Raw genomic sequence first — 16,073 nt, 5'->3', positions numbered from 1 at the left:
CGACGGGGAGGGGGCCATGGTCCTTTTCAAGGCTTCGGGCATACGAAAGACCTATCCAGGGGTCGTGGCCCTCGATCATATCGACCTGACCCTCGAACCCGGCAAGGTGCATATCCTTGCGGGTGAAAACGGGGCCGGTAAATCGACCCTGATCAAGACCCTTGCCGGTCTGGTCAGGCCCGATGAGGGGGCACTCGTCATTGATGACGCAGATGCGTTGCGTGACCACAAGCTGTTCAGACGCGTGGCCTATGTGCCTCAGGAACTCAATCTCTTTCCCTACCTTACCGTCGCGGAAAACATGTTCATGCCCTTTGCCCGCTCCGGCTTCGGCAGGATCATGGTGTCGGAAAAGGCGATGGAGATGGAGGCCGCGAAATTCATTGCCCGGTTCGGCATTCACGCGCGCCCTGACCAGAAAGTCGCCGAAATCAGTGTTCCCGATCAGCAGCTCCTTCAGATTGCCCGCGCAGCAACCCAGGAGAATTTCGGGGTCATGATTCTCGATGAGCCGACCTCGTCTCTTACTGCCAAGGAAACCGAGCGTCTTTTCCGCATCGTCAACGATCTGCGCGATCAGGGCGTCGCTATCGTTTTCGTCTCTCACAAGATGGAAGAAATCTTTGCGCTCGGCGACATGGTGACGGTTCTGCGCAACGGGCGCAGCGTCGGTACTTTCCCGATGGACGGCATGACCGAGGGGGAGCTGATCCGCCTGATGTCCGGGAGCATCGTCAAGCTGGACGAGCAGTTTCAGCCCGCGCCTTCTACCCACACCGGCGAGACCATTCTCTCTGTCGACAACCTGACCGGCCCTGGCTTCGAAAATATCTCCTTCGACCTCAGGCGGGGCGAGATTCTTGGCTTTGCAGGGCTGGTCGGAGCGGGGCGTTCCGAGATCATGCAGGCCATGTTCGGGTTTCGCAAGGTCCAGAGCGGCCGCGTCATGCTGGACGGTAAACCGATTGCGCCCAATCGACCTGACAAGGCGGTGCGGGCCGGAATGGTCTATCTCTCGGAAGAGCGCAAACACCACGGCATATTTCCTATGCTGAGCTTGAGAGAGAACATCTCGCTTGCTGTCACGAGGGATATCGCAAAAGCCGGACTGATTTCGCCGCGCCGCGAAAACGCGCTGGTGCGGAAAATTATCGAGCAATTCGACGTGCGCAGCTCATCACCCGCCAAGAAGATCATGTTCCTGTCGGGCGGGAACCAGCAGAAGGCCATTATCGGGCGGGCGATGGCCCGCAGGCCACGTCTGCTGATTTTCGACGAGCCCACAAAGGGCATCGATATTGGCACCAAATTCCAGATCTACCGCATCATGCAGCGCCTCGCCGAGGAGGGCGTCGGGATTATTCTCGTCTCATCCGAGATGAGCGAACTTCAGCGCTGCGCAACCCGCATCGTGAGCCTGTATTCGGGCCGGATCAACGGCTCATTCGACCACGAAACAACCGAAATCAGCACATTGGTCGCCTCGATCATCGGCTCACCGGAGACAAGCCATGTCGCATGACACGCCTGCGCCGCATGATGGCGCTGCCACGCCCCCCCAGCCCAATCTCCTCTCCCGCCTCAAGGCGGTGGCATCGAATCCCCTTTTTGGGGTGGTGATTGCGCTTGCAGTCATCTTCATTCTTTCCTGCACGCTGTCAGCGAATTTTCTGACAGCGTTCAACATGAAGATCATCGCACGCTCGCTTGCCTTCGTCGGGCTGGTGACGATCGGCCAGGCTATTCTGATGATCCTTGGCGAACTCGATCTCTCCGTCGGCGCCATTGGCGGCCTTGCCGGTGTCGCAGGTGGCATATTCATGGTTCAGGCGGGGCTCGACCCCTGGCTCTCTCTGGTGCTCTGCCTTACACTCGGCACAGGATGCGGGTTGTTGAACGGCCTGCTGATAACGAAGCTGAAGCTGCACTCGCTCGTGCTCACCATCGGCATGGCGGGGGTCTATGGCGGTGCCAATCTGGTGCTGACGAAGGGCGTCGCCATTACGGGCATTCCGGGAAATATCTCGTTTCTGGGCCGAGGGATGATGTTCGGCCTGCCTGTCCCTTTCGTGATCCTGCTTCTCTGCCTCCTCATCGTCTCTTTCGTCATGATCCGCACTCCGCTCGGTCGTTACGTCTATGCCATTGGCAGCAATAACGCCGCAGCGCGCATGCTTGGCATCAGGGTAGACGCCATCAGGGTCTGCGCCTTTGCCGCTGCGGGTTTTCTTTCGGCACTGGCGGGAATCCTGATGGTTGCAAGGCTGGGCACGGCCCAGCCCTCCATAGGTGATACCTGGGTGCTCGCCCCCATCGCGGCTGCCGTCATCGGTGGTGTTGCGACGACCGGCGGTCTGGGCAGCCCGTTTGGAGCGGTCCTCGGCGCCGTGATCATCGGTATTATCGAAAACGTCATCGTCCTGTTCGGTATCTCGCCTTACTGGCAGTCGATCGTCAGTGGCGGGATCGTGGTTGCTGCAATCTCCTTCGACTCTCTCGCCCGACGCTATTTCAATCGGGAATCCTGAAGCCGCGCTTCTGTTCCCGTCTCTCCGCTTACCCATACCGAGGATGACTACCCCATGACAAAAATCTGTGGCGATGCCGAGAATTTCGCGACATCCGCTCTGCGCGGCTTTGCGAGCATCTATCGCGATATCGTCCAGCCCGTACGTGGCGGCGTTGTCAGATCGAAGCCGGGCAAACAGGGCAAGGTTGCGCTCGTCGTTGGCGGCGGTTCGGGGCATTTTCCGGCATTCAATGGCTATGTCGGTGAAGGCTTCGCCGATGCCGCGGTCGCCGGTGACGTCTTCGCCTCCCCCTCGACACAGGCCATTCTGCGCATCGCGCGAGAGGCACATCTCGGGGGCGGTGTCATTCTGGGCTACGGCAATTATGCCGGCGACGTTCTCAATTTCAGCATCGCCGCGGAGAGATTGCGCGCCGAGGGTATCGACACGCGCATGATCGCTACCACAGACGACATCGCCAGCGCCCCCGCCAGCGAGGAAACGCGACGCCGAGGCACGGCGGGCGACCTGCCCGTCTTCAAGATCATTGGCGCGGCGGCTGAAGCCGGTCTTTCGCTCGACCGGGTCGAAGCGATCGGGCGTCGTGCCAATGCGCAGACGCGGTCTTTCGGTGTCGCCTTTGACGGCTGCACGCTTCCCGGAGAAAAAGAAAAGCTGTTCAGCGTTCCGAGAGGCCGGGTCGCACTAGGGCTTGGCGTTCATGGCGAGCAGGGCATCGACGAACTCGACCTGATGCGCCCGGCAGAGCTGGCCGCCATTCTGTGCGATCGTCTGCTCAGGGAAGCCCCGGACAATGGCGGCTCGCGCATCACCGCCCTGCTGAATGGTTTGGGTAGCACGAAATATGAAGAGCTTTTCGTGCTGTGGGAGGCGATCATTCCCCATCTTGAAAATGCGGGCTATACGGTCATCGCACCTCTGGCTGGCGAATATATTACCAGCCTCGATATGGCCGGATGCTCTCTTACGCTCACCTGGCTGGATGAAGAGCTGGAAACGCTCTGGCGCGCGCCTGTCGATAGCGCAGCCCTGAGACGTGACAAGATGACGGGAGGCTACGATGACTCCCTTCCCGCCCTGTCAGAAGCCCCCGCCTTCTACATGAAATCTCTTACCGAAGCTGGCAGGCAAGGGGGGCGCTGCGTTGCCTCGGTCATGATCAAGCTCTCGACGGCACTTGCCGAAGCCGAGCCCGCTCTCGGTCAGATCGACGCCCACGCAGGTGACGGCGATCATGGGCAAGGCATGGCGCGAGGCGCTGCGGCGGCGGCGAAGGCCGCACGCGCGGCCGTCGAGGCCGGATCGGGCTCTGCGACCGTGCTCGCCGCTGCTGCCGATGCCTGGGCGGATCGGGCAGGAGGCACATCAGGCGCTCTCTGGGGCGCAGGGCTTTTTGCTTTCAGCACAGCTTTTGACGATGGAGCCGTGCCAGACGCGCAGAGCCTTTCTCTCGGACTGCGCCGTGCCATGGAAAAAATCACCGGGCTCGGCAAGGCGAAGAAAGGCGACAAGACACTCATGGATGCGCTCGAACCCCTGGTAAAAGAGTTCGAAATCGGCCTGAGACAGGGGCTTTCGATTGCCAAAGCCTGGAGCCAGGCAGCAGAGGCTTCGACCCTTGCGGCGGAGGCTACAAAGGATCTGCTCCCGCGCCTCGGTCGTGCCCGCACTCATGGCGAGCGTAGCAAGGGCCACCCTGATGCAGGCGCCATCTCCATGGCGCTCTGTGCCCGGGTCGTCGCGCGCGAATTTTCCGAAAAGGCCGTCAAATAAACTGCGTGCCTGTCGTTCTATCAAAAAGGGGGGAGCCGAACGCTCCCCCCTTTTTGATTCTTGTACGGCGCTTATCCACAGCGTTACCCACGAACACATCCACGAAATCTGTGGGTAATTCAGATCGCCTCGGTTTTGCGGAAAATCAGCCAACGTCCTTTTTGGCAAAGCCGGAATTATGGCGAGAGTAATACCAGTAGGTGACGAAGCCCAGCCCGGCATAGGCGAGCAGAAGCAGCGCGGGCACAGGATTACCATGCATCAGCGCCCGTGCCATATCGGCGAAAAGCGGGGCAATCATGACGATACAGAACAGAATGCCCAGAAGCGGTGTGATGCCGATCCACCAGCCATTAACCCTGAAACCGCCCAGCGGCACGCTGAAACTACGCGGCATATCGGGATGCATATTGCGCTGCCAGATCACGGTAAAACACACGATACCGAACGCAGCCGCCGTGCCGATGCTGACGAGATCGCTGATCACGTCGATCGGCAGGGTCGCGGTGGCAAGGGCGACAATGAGGCCGAGCAGGATCGTTCCCGTCCAGGGTGTGTAATAGCGCTTGTGCACGTATGAGAAGATCGGGGGCAACAACCCGTCACGGCTCATGGCAAAAAAGATGCGCGTCTGGCCGTAAAGCAGGCCCAGAAGCACTGAGCAAAGGCCGATGGTCGCCCCCAGATTGACGAAAAGCGCCAGCCAGGGCTGGTGCATCGCGCGCACGGCAATTGAAAGCGGGTCGGCGACATTGAGCTGCTGATAGGGCACGATGCCTATAAGGATCGATGCGACGCACACGTAAACGAAAGTGCAGATCACCAGACTGCCGATAATGCCTATCGGCACGTCGCGACGTGGGTTACGGGCCTCGGCCGAAGCGGTGGAAACCGCTTCGAACCCGACATAGGCGAAGAAAATGATCGAGGCGGCGCGGAACATGCCAGGGATGCCGTACTGAAATCCCCCGCGATATTCGGGAATGAACGGATGCCAGTACGAAGGGTGAAGAGCGAACAGGCCGCAGGCGACGAAGAGAAAGAGAACGCCCACCTTGATGAAAACGATGATCGTGTTCACCCGCGCCGATTCCTGCACGCCACGCACAAGGCAGGCGGTGACGATGGCAATGGCAATCGTCGCAACGAGATCGAAGCGCCAACCCGAGGTGATGGCCATGCCGCCACTGCCCGGTACGGTCTGGAAAGTCGCCTGACTGAAGGCCGCCGGGATATGAAACCCGAAGCTCGACAACAGGCTCGTCGCATAGCCGGAAAGCCCCGAAGCAACCGCCGCGCAGGAAATGCCGTATTCGAGCAGCAGCAGCCAGCCTACCGTCCACGCAGCGCGTTCGCCCATCGAGACATAGGCATAGGAATAGGCCGAGCCGGATACAGGCAGGCTCGAGGACAGCTCGCCATAGGAAAAAGCGGTGAAGAGACAGGCGAGGGCGGCGATGACGAAAGAAACAAGAATGGATGGTCCTGCATATTCCGCAGCCGCCGTACCGGTCATGACATAGATGCCAGCGCCGATAGTCGAGCCGACCCCCAGCATGATGAGCTGGGTTGCCGTCAGCGAGCGCTTCAGCCCGTTCGTTTCGTAATCAGCCGTGACCTGTTCGAGAGTCTTGCGACGGCTCCCGGTCGAAGAAGGCGAGGGTGGAGGTGCATCGAGGTCAGGAATGATAAAGATCGCCCATGTTCAGAAAAGCCGATCATGCCGGATCGACGGTCAAAGTGGAAATTATTTCGTTACCGGAAGAGAACAAGCACCAGCAGCGAGAACAATCCAGCGCCCATGCAGTAGAACGCGAAGGGCGAAAGCGCCCAGCGGTCGTGATTGCGGAAATATTTGAGCAGCACCGCGGTACTGATCAAGGCGGTGATGCCTGCGGCAACCGCAGCAATAACCGAGATCTGAGCCATATCGTGACTGACCGTCATATGGCGCAATTGCCATGCCTCATGCACCGTCGCCGCAAGAACCGCAGGCTGGGCCATAAGAAGCGAGAACCGCGCTGCCGTTTCATGGTTAAGACCGCGAACCAGCCCCGCATTGATGGTCGAGCCAGAGCGTGAGATGCCAGGAAACAGCGCAAGGCACTGCCAGCAACCGATGACCAGCGCGTCTTTGGCCGACATGTCGGCAATGGCGCGCTGCGGACGGCGGCCCTTATAGGAGCGCATCCACTCGGTCACGAGGAGGATAAGCCCGTTCAGGAAGAGGAAAAGCGCCACAGCGACTGGCGTGCCGAAAATCACCTTGAGCCGGTGTTCGAAAGCCGCGCCGAAAATCACTACCGGTACGGTCGCAATGACCAGCAGAACCAGAATGCGAATGGCTTCTTCACGGCGTGCCGCGCCATATCGCCCGAAAGCGCCTGTGAAGATGGCCAGCCAGTCGCGCCAGAAGAAGCAGAACAGCGCCACCAGCGTGCCGAAATGGAGCATGGTCAGAAACGGCAGGAACAATTCGCTGCGTTCGTCCAGGTTCCAGTGAAGCAGGGCCGGGAGAAGTACCGCGTGACCGAGGCTGCTCACGGGGAAAAGTTCGGTCAGTCCCTGGACGATCGCCAGAACGAGTGCTTGTAGCAGCGTCATGTCAGCTCAGTATGAAAGAAATGTTTCTATCTCCTGCCCCAGCACGGCACGGACCGCAAGCCCGCGCTTGACCATGACCGCAACTCAGGCGAAGAGTTCCGCTGTTATAACAGGCGGGTGAAGCAAAGATGGCGGCAAAAAACCGGGGCGGCGCGATTCTGGCGAGTGCGATGGTGCTCGCTCTCGCATCCGGCTTCGCCCTTTACGCCGTCGCCCAGCGCCACGGGCCTTCCGGCGACACTCAGCGATTTCACGCCCGTTTTGTTTCAGCCAACGGGCTGAATCCGGGGGCTGCGGTTGTCCTGGCCGGCGTACGTGTCGGCACGGTCTCTCATGTCGGCCTCGACCCACAGACACAGATGGCACAGGTCGATTTCTCGATCGACCGTCACCTTTCCTTGCCACAGGATACGATCCTGTCGATCGCAGCCCCAAGCATGACCTCTGAAAATGCGCTGGCTATCGCGCCCGGCAAATCGCGCATGCGCCTGCCGAGCGACGGCACCATTACCAACACCCAGGCGCCCAGCTCTCTCGAACAGCAGGTGAGCGATTACATCTTCGGCTCCGGCATCCAGTGAGGCATGCCCTGCGGCCAGACCGACGCTGCTGAGACTCGTAGGGCACATTCAGCTTCGTAATGGCCCGGAGCGACTTTCTCAATCGTTCAGCGGGTAAAGCGCGAGCAGGCGCCTCTGCTTGCGCCAGTAGCGCAGCATCGTATAGGCGCCGCACGTCTTGCGGCCACGTGCACGGTTCATGGCGCCGATGCGGAACGCCTCGCGGTAATGATAGAACTGCGCGCGATAGGCCTCCCAGAGCGTGGTTCTGGAATCCCAGATATGGGTTGCCTCAGACCCGACGCCATTCAGCTCGATAATCTCGAAATCCACACCGCGGCGCAGGGCGTCGATTGACGCAGCCTTGACGTCGATCCGACCGAAATGGAACTCGGTCACATCACCGATTATCTCGTCCAGACGTCGGGTCAGGGCAGGGGTCGCATCCTTGCAGCCATTACGAAAAATCGAACCCTTGCAGTGATTGCCGGTAAAGACCAGTTGCACGGGCTCACCCGGCGCAGGCACATCGTCAAGCCGCCCCTCCAGACGTGGCAGGTAGATATCGGGCAAGAGATTGGTGCGGGTGTCGCGCGTGATCAATTCGCGGATGGTTGCGATACCATCGCCCTCCAATACCGGTGATTCCTTATAGGTGATCGAGGTGATACGCCCCGAGGTGGCTCCGGGTTCGCGAATATAGAAAAGACCTGCCTCGACAGGACCTTCGGCAAGAGCCTGGGCCAGTATACGCACGCCTGACGGAAACTGCTTCAGCACTGGCAGCAGGTCTGATGGGCTCTGTACAAGCTTCACCCCGGTGCCATTACAGCCGATATCGGGCTTGACCACCAAGGGGAAGGTGATGCCCTTTTCACTCAAGGCAGCGATGAGCGCGTGAGCGTCTTGTTCTCTCTTTCCCTTGCGCAGCATCTGCGTCACGTAGGGCGCGATCCATCTGTTCGCGATGGGGCCTGCAAGATCGAGGATACCGCTCTTGCTCTCGCCGCAAAGACCGCCTGTCTCAATACAGGGATTGGCCGCACTCGGTATACTGAAATCGCCGTAGCGCAAACCAAGCGCAATCCAGTACAGCACGATGGGCGTGTAAAAGATCGATCCGGGCCAGAATTCGAAGAGCGAAAGCGGGTGAGGCGCTTTGCCCTCCTCGTCGGGAACTGGGGGCTGCGAAGACAAATCAGGCGAAATCTGGAGCATCGATCGATCAGTCACTGAAGGTCTGGAAGCGCGCAATAAGGCGCCCGACAAAAAGAATGGTCAGGATGAAGCCCGCTATGCCGAACCAACGCCAGCTCGCCATATGGGCCGACAGCCACCCCCCGACATGCAGGGAAACGCTGAAAAGGAGCGATGTCCAGATCAGTGTAGCGACAACCGCGCTCGCTGCAAAAGAGCCGAACGGCGCACGAAAAAAGCCGCAGGCCGTATAGAGCGGCAGGCGAGCGCCCGGAATGAAACGGCTGATCACCACCGTACGGACCACGTTGCGATGAAACCAGTTCCGGCCCTTGTCATGGCGCGGCAATGTCAGCCAACGCCGGGCAGGCGGCCATTTTGCACCCACAGCGCCAAGACCGTAGAGCCCGAGATCGCCAACGGCGACGCCGATATAAAGGGAGATCAGGGCCAGCATCACAGTGATACGCCCGTCATCGACCGCCATCGCCGCAATCATGGTGGTGGCATCTTCAAGAATGAACGTACCGAGGATAACCGCGAGCCCTTTCGACCACCAGGCCGCTCCCGCAACCGAGAGAAGATGATAGAGCGAGCTGCTGTGAAAAGGGGCACCGTTGGACATGGCGCTCCATGTGCCACGAGCGGCAGAAAAACGCCAACCCGATGCAACCGACTCGCAACCCGACTTTACCCGCCTGATCGGGGCCGCCGGTGCAAGCTCCGCCCGATTACCGAGGCGTGCCTATTGCAGATTGACGAAGCAACCACCGTCGACCAGCAGCGACGCCCCTGTGATATAACCCGCCATCGGAGAGCCGAGAAACACGATTGGCCCCGCAAGATCTTCAGGCACCCCCAGCCGCCCGAGCGGGATACGCCCGACCATAGCCTGCGCTTTCCCCTCGTTTGAGAGATCGTCTTCATTGATCGCCGTGCGGATCGTGCCGGGCAGGACGGAGTTGCACCTTATGCCGTATTGGCCCAGCGCTACGGCACTCGACTGCATGAGGGAGTGCACACCGGCCTTTGTTGGGGTGTAATGCGTCTGATACGCACCGCCGACCAGCGCCGAGATCGAAGACACGGCGATGATAGCACCGCCTCGCCCCTGCCTGACCATCTGGTTGGCCGCTGCCTGAACCATGAAATACGCGCCAAGCAGATTGACCCCGACAGTCTTCGTAAGGGTCTCGGGCGGCAGGTCAAGAAAGGCGTGAAACGGGCAGATGCCCGCATTGCTCACAAACACGTCGAGCCCGCCGAGCTTTTCGGTAATGACCCCGATGAAACGGGTCGCTGTTTCAGGTGCGGACACATCGCCCTGTAGATAGACTGCCCGTCGCCCGCACGCCTTGATGGCCTCGAGGACCGGCTCGGCGGCCTCCCGCGTGACAATATCGGTGATCGCTACATCTGCACCCTGCCGCGCCGCTTCGAGTGCTGCGGCCCGCCCGATACCAGACGCGCCGCCGGTTATAGCGAAAACTCTGTTGTTCAGAAGCATGATCGGGTCCTGAGTTGGTGTTTAAGTACGTGCAGCATGGCTTTTACCTGCATGGGCAACCTGTCATGAATAGAGATCCATGCGGTAGAAACGAGCAGCGGTGCCTCCCAGCAGGGCACGCTTCTCATCGGTGCTGAACGGCTCGACAAAACGCAGCCAGGTCTCGATCGTCTGTCTTGCCGGGGCGAAAAGAAGATCGGTCGGAAAATTGCTTGCAAACATGCATCGCCCGACACCGAAAAGATCGATCACCTCGGTCAAAACCGGCGCCACATCTTCAAATTGCCAGTTACGGCTGATGAAACCGTAACCCGAGAGCTTGACATGCACATTGGGGCACGACGCGAGGGCTCTCATCCCTCTGCGCCATGTTTCCTGACCACCGTCCATGTCAAAAAGAGGCATGCCAAGATGATCGATAACCACCGGCATGTTACCATGGTGCTGAAAAACCGAGGCAAGGGCTGGCATCTGGTCGGGTAAGCATTGAAGGTCAAAAGTGAGCCCATGGCGTGCAAGGACGGCCAGACCGTTGAGCCATGCCGGGTCACGTGTAAGATCCGGGCCGGGATAGGCGATGGCTCTGTCCTTGTGCCAGTTGGCAATGTGACGCACACCGCGAAAAATCGGTGTTGATTTATGCTGGGTCAGTATCTGGTCGAGATCTGGAGAATTAAGCTGTGCAAAACCCACGATTGCCGCGGCGTCGAGGCGTTGCGGCACACCAGCGGGTGGCGCCAGTGCTGTTTGCAGAATTTGACTGGCGTAGCGTACTTCGCTCAGGATTTCGTCTGCCGCCACGCCTGAATCGACGTGTACAAGCCCGCGCACGCGCAATCCCTGCATATCCTTGAGATAACTAGACAGGCTGTAGGCCCGCGCGATTGCCTCGGTGCTACCGAGCGCCGCATCATGGCTGAAAGGCGGTGACAGCCAGGGATAATGCAGGCGGTCGAGATCGATCAGATGCACATGAGGATCGACGAAATCAATTGTCTCCATGCGCCTTGCCTTCCCTGTTTTCGGTACAATGCCTCTCTGCCCTGCACCGACATCTCGTTACGATGCCCTCTCTCGACCCTCTCTTGTCAGGCGAGGTCCTCGATGAGCGGCGTAAGCGCCTGCATGGCCAGAGCGAATGAGAGGGCGCCAGGATCGGGGTGACCCTTGCTATGATCGCCATGGGTCTTGGCACGTCCCCTTTTGGCGGCGAAATCCTTCGTCGCTTCCGCGCCACGATGCGCTTCGCCCACTGCGCGCGACCAAATTTCCGACAAGCCTCGGCCAGCACGGTGCTCGCTCTCCAGCGTAGCCATGAAAGGGGCAAGCGCGTCGACCATGGTCTTGTCGCCAATCTCGGCTTTACCGATCGCCCTGATGCGCTCACCGCCCCTGATAACCCCCTGGACCAGCCCTGACGCGTCAAAAGCGCGGTCGTCATCGAGAATGGTTGAAAAGGCAAACAGCGCTTCTCCCCAGAGCGCGCCTGACGTACCACCGGCCCTGTCACCCCAGGCATCGGCAGCGGCCTCCATCACCGTACGGGCGCCGGCTCCTGCTTCTGATGCAGTCTGTGCGGCCCGCGACGCAGCCCGCGCACCGCGGGCCATGCCCTGACCATGATCTCCATCACCCGCGACGGCATCGATACGCCCCAGCATGGCTTCTTCATCACGCATGGTTCGGGCCAAACAGGCCATAGCTTTGGCGACACAGGCCCCGGCCTTGCGTCCATCTGCGCTCGATGTGGGTTCATAGCGCGCGGGGAGTTCGGCAACCGCCTGTCTGGAGGCCGCGACCCAGTCGCCTTCTACCTTGTGTCGACACAGGGCCGGAGAGGTGACCGGCGCACGCCAGAACTGTTCGAGTTCGTCATCAAGCCAGGTGATCGTCAGCGAGCAGCCATACATGTCGAGGCTCGTCGCATAGGAACCGAGCAGGGGCGCAATGAGCGTCAGTCCGTCGCGCTCGAAAAGGACTTCGAGTTCGTTCCACAACACGAAAAGCTCTTCGGTGGTGGTAGCGCCTGCACCGTTGAGCAATACGGCAAGACGTGTGGCTTCAGGCGGCTTTTCCGCCATCACCCGCGCATAGAGCTCCGCCGCAATCGCGTCTGGAGCAGCCAGCACACGCTCCTCTATGCCGGGCTCACCATGGATGCCGAGCCCCAGGGCCATGCGGCCTTCGGGGATGGTGAAAATCTTTTCGGGCGAACCGGGCAGGGCGCAGCCATCGAAAGCGATACCGAACGACCGCGTCTGTGCATTGGCCTTGCGAGAAACTGCCTCCACAGCATCGATGTTATAACCCGCATCGGCAGACGCCCCCATGATCTTGAAGACGATGATATCGCCTGCCACACCGCGTCTTCGCTCGGGTGTCTCAGCAGGGGCGCTCGCCACATCGTCAGTCGTGACCACGATACGCGTATCGATGCCTTCGGCACGCAGGCGTTCGGCGGCGATCCCGAAATTGAGATTATCGCCTGCGTAATTTCCGAACCCCATGACAATGCCGCCGCCACGATGTGCCAGTCGTCCGATATTGGCCACGGCCTGGATGGAGGGAGAGGCGAAGATACCGCCCATGACCACGGCATCGGCAAAGCCAGGCCCGACGAAGCCGCAGAATGTCGGATAATGGCCCGATCCGCCACCCACCAGAACCGTCACCTTGCCCTCGGGGCCGGGTTGGGCGCGCAGGGCGCCGCTACGCACTGGACGCACGATGTCCTGAAAGACGTGGTTATAGGCGCGAAGACCATGCGTGGCGAAATCGTCTTCATTACCGCAGATATCGACCATAATTTTTCGTTCCGTTTGATGACGCGGGCGGGCCTATTGCAGCAGGTAATCCGTGACCTGCAGATCGGCTTCGAGCGAACGCTTCGGCGCCACGCCGCGCGAGTGGAGTTCCTCGTGATAAAGACTCACCGCCTCCGACGGGGTGAGGCGCCTCTCGACCACAGCGCGCATCATCGCCACCATGCCGGGCGGGTGCTCTGCTTCGAGAATCTTGCGCCCGAAAAGCGCGGCGCGCGCACCGCTATGCTGGGCCTGGTGCAACAATTCGAGGCAGTCGCGCGTCGTGCCGCTGCTGCCTCCCATGATACCGACGACCAGAGATGGGTCGTAGCGACAGAATGCCTCCAGCGCGTGAGCGCCATTGAAAGCAAGCTTCAGAAACACGGGGCGTTCGCTCTCATGCATACCCGCTAAAGCCCGGCTGACCATATCGTTGAGGAAGCTGCCGTAATCGGCCTTGTCGAGCAGAGGGTGAGTCGGGTTGAACACTTCCAGAAAGTGGGAAATTCCGGTCGCCTGCGCTTCCGCGCGAAAATCGCGGTAGCGGGAGAGCGTATCGGCATCTTCGCGGGCGTCTCCACTGAACGTCATGGAATAGAGACCGAACTTCACCGGCAACAGATCGGGGCGAGCTGTTCTGAAGGGAATGGAAGGCTGCCTGCCATAATCTGCGCCGTGTATACGCCATAGATCCGTCGTGTCGTTGAGCCTTACAGCCTGCCTGATCGCGCTTCCCTCGAACACGCCCCGCTTGCTGAGACGCCCGAGCGTCGATACCGAAGCCAGCAGGATATCAACGAGATCCTGACTTACGATTTCCGCAATTGCAGCGTCGAATTCAGCGAGCGTCGCCGGATGTTGGGTGACCGGGTTGTTACCGAGCGCCGAAAGGCCACCCGCCATATCGGCATCCTTGGCATCAGCGATAATGAAGTCGGCCGGGCCATCGGTACCCGCGTTCATACGCGCCAGCTTCTGGTCGAAGCGCATACGGAAAGAGGTCTCGTTATAGTGTGGAGAAGTCATAGCGGCAGGATCCTGCGGATATAATCCCGGTTGCGAGCGGCAACGCTCAACCCGTCGCCGCCGTAATGCTCGACCAGAAACGGGCTGGCATAGCCGTGCTCCAGTGCCATTGCGATGGCGGCGCGATAGCTGATCACGCCCTGTTCCATGGGGGCAGGCGCAGTCACCACCATGCCTGTCATCGCGTCCTCTGTGCGCAGATAGTTTTTGACATGCCAGTAGCGAAGATAGGGGGCGAGCTTGACCATCATGTCGCGCCAATGCTCCATCGGGCGATGCAGCCGCACCAGATTGCCGATATCGGCATTAATGCCGCAGGCAGGATGGTCGACGTCACGCACGAAGCGTACAGCTGAATCCGCCGAGCCCAGATAGGTGTCTTCGTACATTTCGAGCGAAAGCACGACCCCGACGCTCTGGGCATGATCGGCCAGCTCTCGTATGCGCAACACGGCTCTTTTCCAGACATCCGGGTCATCAGGGTCGCAATGACCTGGCGCCGTCCAGAACCAGAGGGCTTTTCTCTGCGCCTCGCTCAGGGCAGCCGCAAAACCGACGGCAATTTCGCGTGCACCGATTTCTGCTGCCGTATCGATCACCCGATGAATATAAGCCAAAGCGGCATCGGCCTTTCCAGGATCGGGATCGATCACCGAGCGACGCGACGTCGAGATGGCTGGAATACTCAGGCCATGATCGGCACAGACAGACAGGAACTCGAGCCGACGAGAGTCAGAGAGATCGGCCACACGCAACCAGCAATCGGTCGGATCGAGTTCAGTAAACCCGGCACGCTGGACCTCCGCCAACGTCGCCGCCCAGCCCTCGGCTTTCTGCTCCTGAACGGAACTGCCATCGGGCAGGATTGGGGGGTACTGGATCATGGCCGCGGCGATCGGCCAGGTCTTGGCCGTCCAAGGCGGTGTGCGGTGGAAAATATCGCCTCGTTGGGGCGCTTCGTCATGGGTCGAAGGGGCGGCCCAGACCCTACCCGGCGCTGGAGACGGAAGCGACGTATCGTGGATCTTGCCGGCAAGGTCGTCGTCGATATGCGCGCGTATGATATCTTCGAACGAGTCATCGGCTATAAAGCCGAGGCTCAACGCCCAATGCGTGTCGAAGGCCTTGGGCCAGCTCGAAACGAAATGCTGAACGAAAGGATCTGGCTCGTCTCGAATGAGCGCGACAGCCCGGTTACCCGCCACATGGCGCAGCGCCTCGATCTGCTCTTCCACCGTAACGCTCAGGGCGGGCAGGGTGAAGACTGGGCGATGACGGATGGTTTCGTAGTCGATCTCGGCGGCGTGTCTCAGGGCTTTCACCGCAGCGCGCGGGCTGGCCAGCCAGTGCCGTGTCTCTCTCGGCACCGGCAACACCGCCTCCTGACCGATCAGGGGCTCTCTGATGATGCTGGAGAAAAACCCGGAGGCAGCGGCATTGGACGCACCGGGACGTACGCAGATCGTCGGCATGCGCGGAGCAACGCCATCGAAAATGCCACGGCGCGCATAATCGCTCAGCAGCAACTCCACCATCGCCTTCTGCACGCCGTAGCTGCTTTCAGGCGTCGGTATCTGACTGTCGGGGATCATGTCCGGCAACGGACGCCCGAAAACGCCGATGGATGAGGCGTAGACCAGACGTGGCTTATAGCCCTCACGCTCATGCAGGACATGTATCGCTTCGAAAAGCGCACGCGTGGCATCGAGATTGACCCGATAACCCAGAGACATGTCCCGTTCCGCAGCGCCGGATACGACAGCGGCGAGGTGAAAGATGACATCGGGCCGCTCTGCTAGCAGCGTCTCCGCAGTGCCAGGCACTGTGAGATCGGCGGCAACACAACTACTCGTGCCCTCATATCCCTGAGTTAAGGGAGGCGCTACAAGGTCGGCAAGAATGAGTTGGGAAGGTCCGGCAAATAACCCGTTCCGTCTCTCGACAAAACTCTCTGTCAGCTTTCGGCCCAGCATACCTGCCGCACCAAGGATGAGAACACGCATAATTTCTCTTCCCCCTCGTCGTTACATGGTCAATGCGCCGAGCAAGGACGAGAGAAGGCATAAAGTCG

The 16,073-nt window shown here is 60.1% G+C and carries 13 protein-coding genes; 4 read left to right on the top strand and 9 right to left on the bottom strand.

Annotated features, from left to right (window positions below; genetic code table 11):
- Nucleotides 1-16: 16 nt before the first annotated feature.
- Genes ABHV46_RS00715 through ABHV46_RS00705 form a run of 3 tightly spaced genes read left to right on the top strand, consistent with a single transcriptional unit; the run spans nucleotide 17 to nucleotide 4,304 of the window.
- Nucleotides 17-1,522 carry a sugar ABC transporter ATP-binding protein gene (locus ABHV46_RS00715; protein ID WP_438382293.1) on the top strand — a complete coding sequence of 502 codons (1,506 nt, stop codon included), beginning with the start codon at nucleotides 17-19 and terminating at the stop codon, nucleotides 1,520-1,522.
- A complete protein-coding gene (locus ABHV46_RS00710) occupies nucleotides 1,512-2,528 on the top strand; it encodes an ABC transporter permease (RefSeq protein ID WP_438382292.1) in 1,017 nt (338 codons plus the stop codon). The genes ABHV46_RS00715 and ABHV46_RS00710 overlap by 11 nt, the downstream gene beginning before the upstream one ends.
- Nucleotides 2,529-2,582: 54 nt before the next feature.
- Entirely contained in the window at nucleotides 2,583-4,304 is a 1,722-nt protein-coding gene (locus ABHV46_RS00705) for a dihydroxyacetone kinase family protein (RefSeq protein WP_438382291.1), read from the top strand.
- A gap of 145 nt (nucleotides 4,305-4,449) precedes the next feature.
- Here the strand turns inward: ABHV46_RS00705 and ABHV46_RS00700 are convergent, their stop codons facing one another.
- Together ABHV46_RS00700 and ABHV46_RS00695 are read right to left on the bottom strand one after the other, a co-directional pair.
- On the bottom strand, nucleotides 4,450-5,862 hold the full coding sequence (locus ABHV46_RS00700) for an amino acid permease (RefSeq protein WP_438382290.1): 1,413 nt from the start codon (nucleotides 5,860-5,862) through the stop codon (nucleotides 4,450-4,452).
- A 197-nt stretch (nucleotides 5,863-6,059) separates the two neighbouring features.
- The gene (locus ABHV46_RS00695) at nucleotides 6,060-6,908 is read right to left on the bottom strand and encodes an undecaprenyl-diphosphate phosphatase (protein WP_438382289.1); all 849 of its coding nucleotides are present in this window, start codon (nucleotides 6,906-6,908) and stop codon (nucleotides 6,060-6,062) included.
- Nucleotides 6,909-7,036: 128 nt separating this feature from the next.
- On the opposite strand from ABHV46_RS00695, the gene ABHV46_RS00690 reads away from it, so the two are divergent.
- Nucleotides 7,037-7,489: an MlaD family protein gene (locus ABHV46_RS00690; protein ID WP_438382288.1), complete on the top strand. Its 453-nt coding sequence runs from the start codon at nucleotides 7,037-7,039 to the stop codon at nucleotides 7,487-7,489.
- A 78-nt stretch (nucleotides 7,490-7,567) separates the two neighbouring features.
- On the opposite strand, the gene ABHV46_RS00685 is transcribed toward ABHV46_RS00690, so the two are convergent.
- The 7 genes from ABHV46_RS00685 to denD all read right to left on the bottom strand — a co-directional run bounded on the left by ABHV46_RS00685 (nucleotide 7,568) and on the right by denD (nucleotide 16,005).
- Nucleotides 7,568-8,686: a D-alanine--D-alanine ligase gene (locus tag ABHV46_RS00685; protein WP_438382287.1), complete on the bottom strand. Its 1,119-nt coding sequence runs from the start codon at nucleotides 8,684-8,686 to the stop codon at nucleotides 7,568-7,570.
- A 7-nt stretch (nucleotides 8,687-8,693) separates the two neighbouring features.
- Nucleotides 8,694-9,290 (bottom strand): DedA family protein, encoded by a 597-nt coding sequence (locus ABHV46_RS00680; protein WP_438382286.1) that lies wholly within the window; start codon nucleotides 9,288-9,290, stop codon nucleotides 8,694-8,696.
- A 120-nt stretch (nucleotides 9,291-9,410) separates the two neighbouring features.
- Complete coding sequence (locus ABHV46_RS00675; protein ID WP_438382285.1) at nucleotides 9,411-10,172, bottom strand: SDR family NAD(P)-dependent oxidoreductase; 762 nt, start codon at nucleotides 10,170-10,172, stop codon at nucleotides 9,411-9,413.
- A 63-nt stretch (nucleotides 10,173-10,235) separates the two neighbouring features.
- Nucleotides 10,236-11,174: an amidohydrolase family protein gene (locus tag ABHV46_RS00670; RefSeq protein ID WP_438382284.1), complete on the bottom strand. Its 939-nt coding sequence runs from the start codon at nucleotides 11,172-11,174 to the stop codon at nucleotides 10,236-10,238.
- A gap of 86 nt (nucleotides 11,175-11,260) precedes the next feature.
- Nucleotides 11,261-12,976, bottom strand: coding sequence for a dihydroxyacetone kinase family protein (locus tag ABHV46_RS00665; protein ID WP_438382283.1), 1,716 nt, complete (start codon nucleotides 12,974-12,976; stop codon nucleotides 11,261-11,263).
- A 33-nt stretch (nucleotides 12,977-13,009) separates the two neighbouring features.
- On the bottom strand, nucleotides 13,010-14,002 hold the full coding sequence (locus ABHV46_RS00660; protein WP_438382282.1) for a hypothetical protein: 993 nt from the start codon (nucleotides 14,000-14,002) through the stop codon (nucleotides 13,010-13,012).
- Entirely contained in the window at nucleotides 13,999-16,005 is a 2,007-nt protein-coding gene (gene denD, locus ABHV46_RS00655) for a D-erythronate dehydrogenase (RefSeq protein WP_438382281.1), read from the bottom strand. The genes ABHV46_RS00660 and denD overlap by 4 nt, the downstream gene beginning before the upstream one ends.
- Between the last annotated feature and the right edge of the window lie 68 nt (nucleotides 16,006-16,073).

The organism is Asaia sp. BMEF1, assembly GCF_051628905.1.
GTDB lineage: Bacteria > Pseudomonadota > Alphaproteobacteria > Acetobacterales > Acetobacteraceae > Asaia.
The sequence above is the reverse complement of the archived record's forward strand: the minus strand, read 5'-3'. Positions and strand labels throughout refer to the sequence as shown.

Excerpts from the sequence above, each read along its gene's own strand:
- denD (WP_438382281.1), bottom strand. The coding sequence starts at position 16,005 with ATGCGTGTTCTCATCCTTGGTGCGGCAGGTATGCTGGGCCGAAAGCTG.
- ABHV46_RS00705 (WP_438382291.1), top strand. The coding sequence starts at position 2,583 with ATGACAAAAATCTGTGGCGATGCCGAGAATTTCGCGACATCCGCTCTG.
- ABHV46_RS00675 (WP_438382285.1), bottom strand. The coding sequence starts at position 10,172 with ATGCTTCTGAACAACAGAGTTTTCGCTATAACCGGCGGCGCGTCTGGT.
- ABHV46_RS00695 (WP_438382289.1), bottom strand. The coding sequence starts at position 6,908 with ATGACGCTGCTACAAGCACTCGTTCTGGCGATCGTCCAGGGACTGACC.
- ABHV46_RS00700 (WP_438382290.1), bottom strand. The coding sequence starts at position 5,862 with ATGCTGGGGGTCGGCTCGACTATCGGCGCTGGCATCTATGTCATGACC.
- ABHV46_RS00690 (WP_438382288.1), top strand. The coding sequence starts at position 7,037 with ATGGCGGCAAAAAACCGGGGCGGCGCGATTCTGGCGAGTGCGATGGTG.
- ABHV46_RS00710 (WP_438382292.1), top strand. The coding sequence starts at position 1,512 with ATGTCGCATGACACGCCTGCGCCGCATGATGGCGCTGCCACGCCCCCC.
- ABHV46_RS00670 (WP_438382284.1), bottom strand. The coding sequence starts at position 11,174 with ATGGAGACAATTGATTTCGTCGATCCTCATGTGCATCTGATCGATCTC.
- ABHV46_RS00660 (WP_438382282.1), bottom strand. The coding sequence starts at position 14,002 with ATGACTTCTCCACACTATAACGAGACCTCTTTCCGTATGCGCTTCGAC.
- ABHV46_RS00680 (WP_438382286.1), bottom strand. The coding sequence starts at position 9,290 with ATGTCCAACGGTGCCCCTTTTCACAGCAGCTCGCTCTATCATCTTCTC.
- ABHV46_RS00685 (WP_438382287.1), bottom strand. The coding sequence starts at position 8,686 with ATGCTCCAGATTTCGCCTGATTTGTCTTCGCAGCCCCCAGTTCCCGAC.
- ABHV46_RS00665 (WP_438382283.1), bottom strand. The coding sequence starts at position 12,976 with ATGGTCGATATCTGCGGTAATGAAGACGATTTCGCCACGCATGGTCTT.
- ABHV46_RS00715 (WP_438382293.1), top strand. The coding sequence starts at position 17 with ATGGTCCTTTTCAAGGCTTCGGGCATACGAAAGACCTATCCAGGGGTC.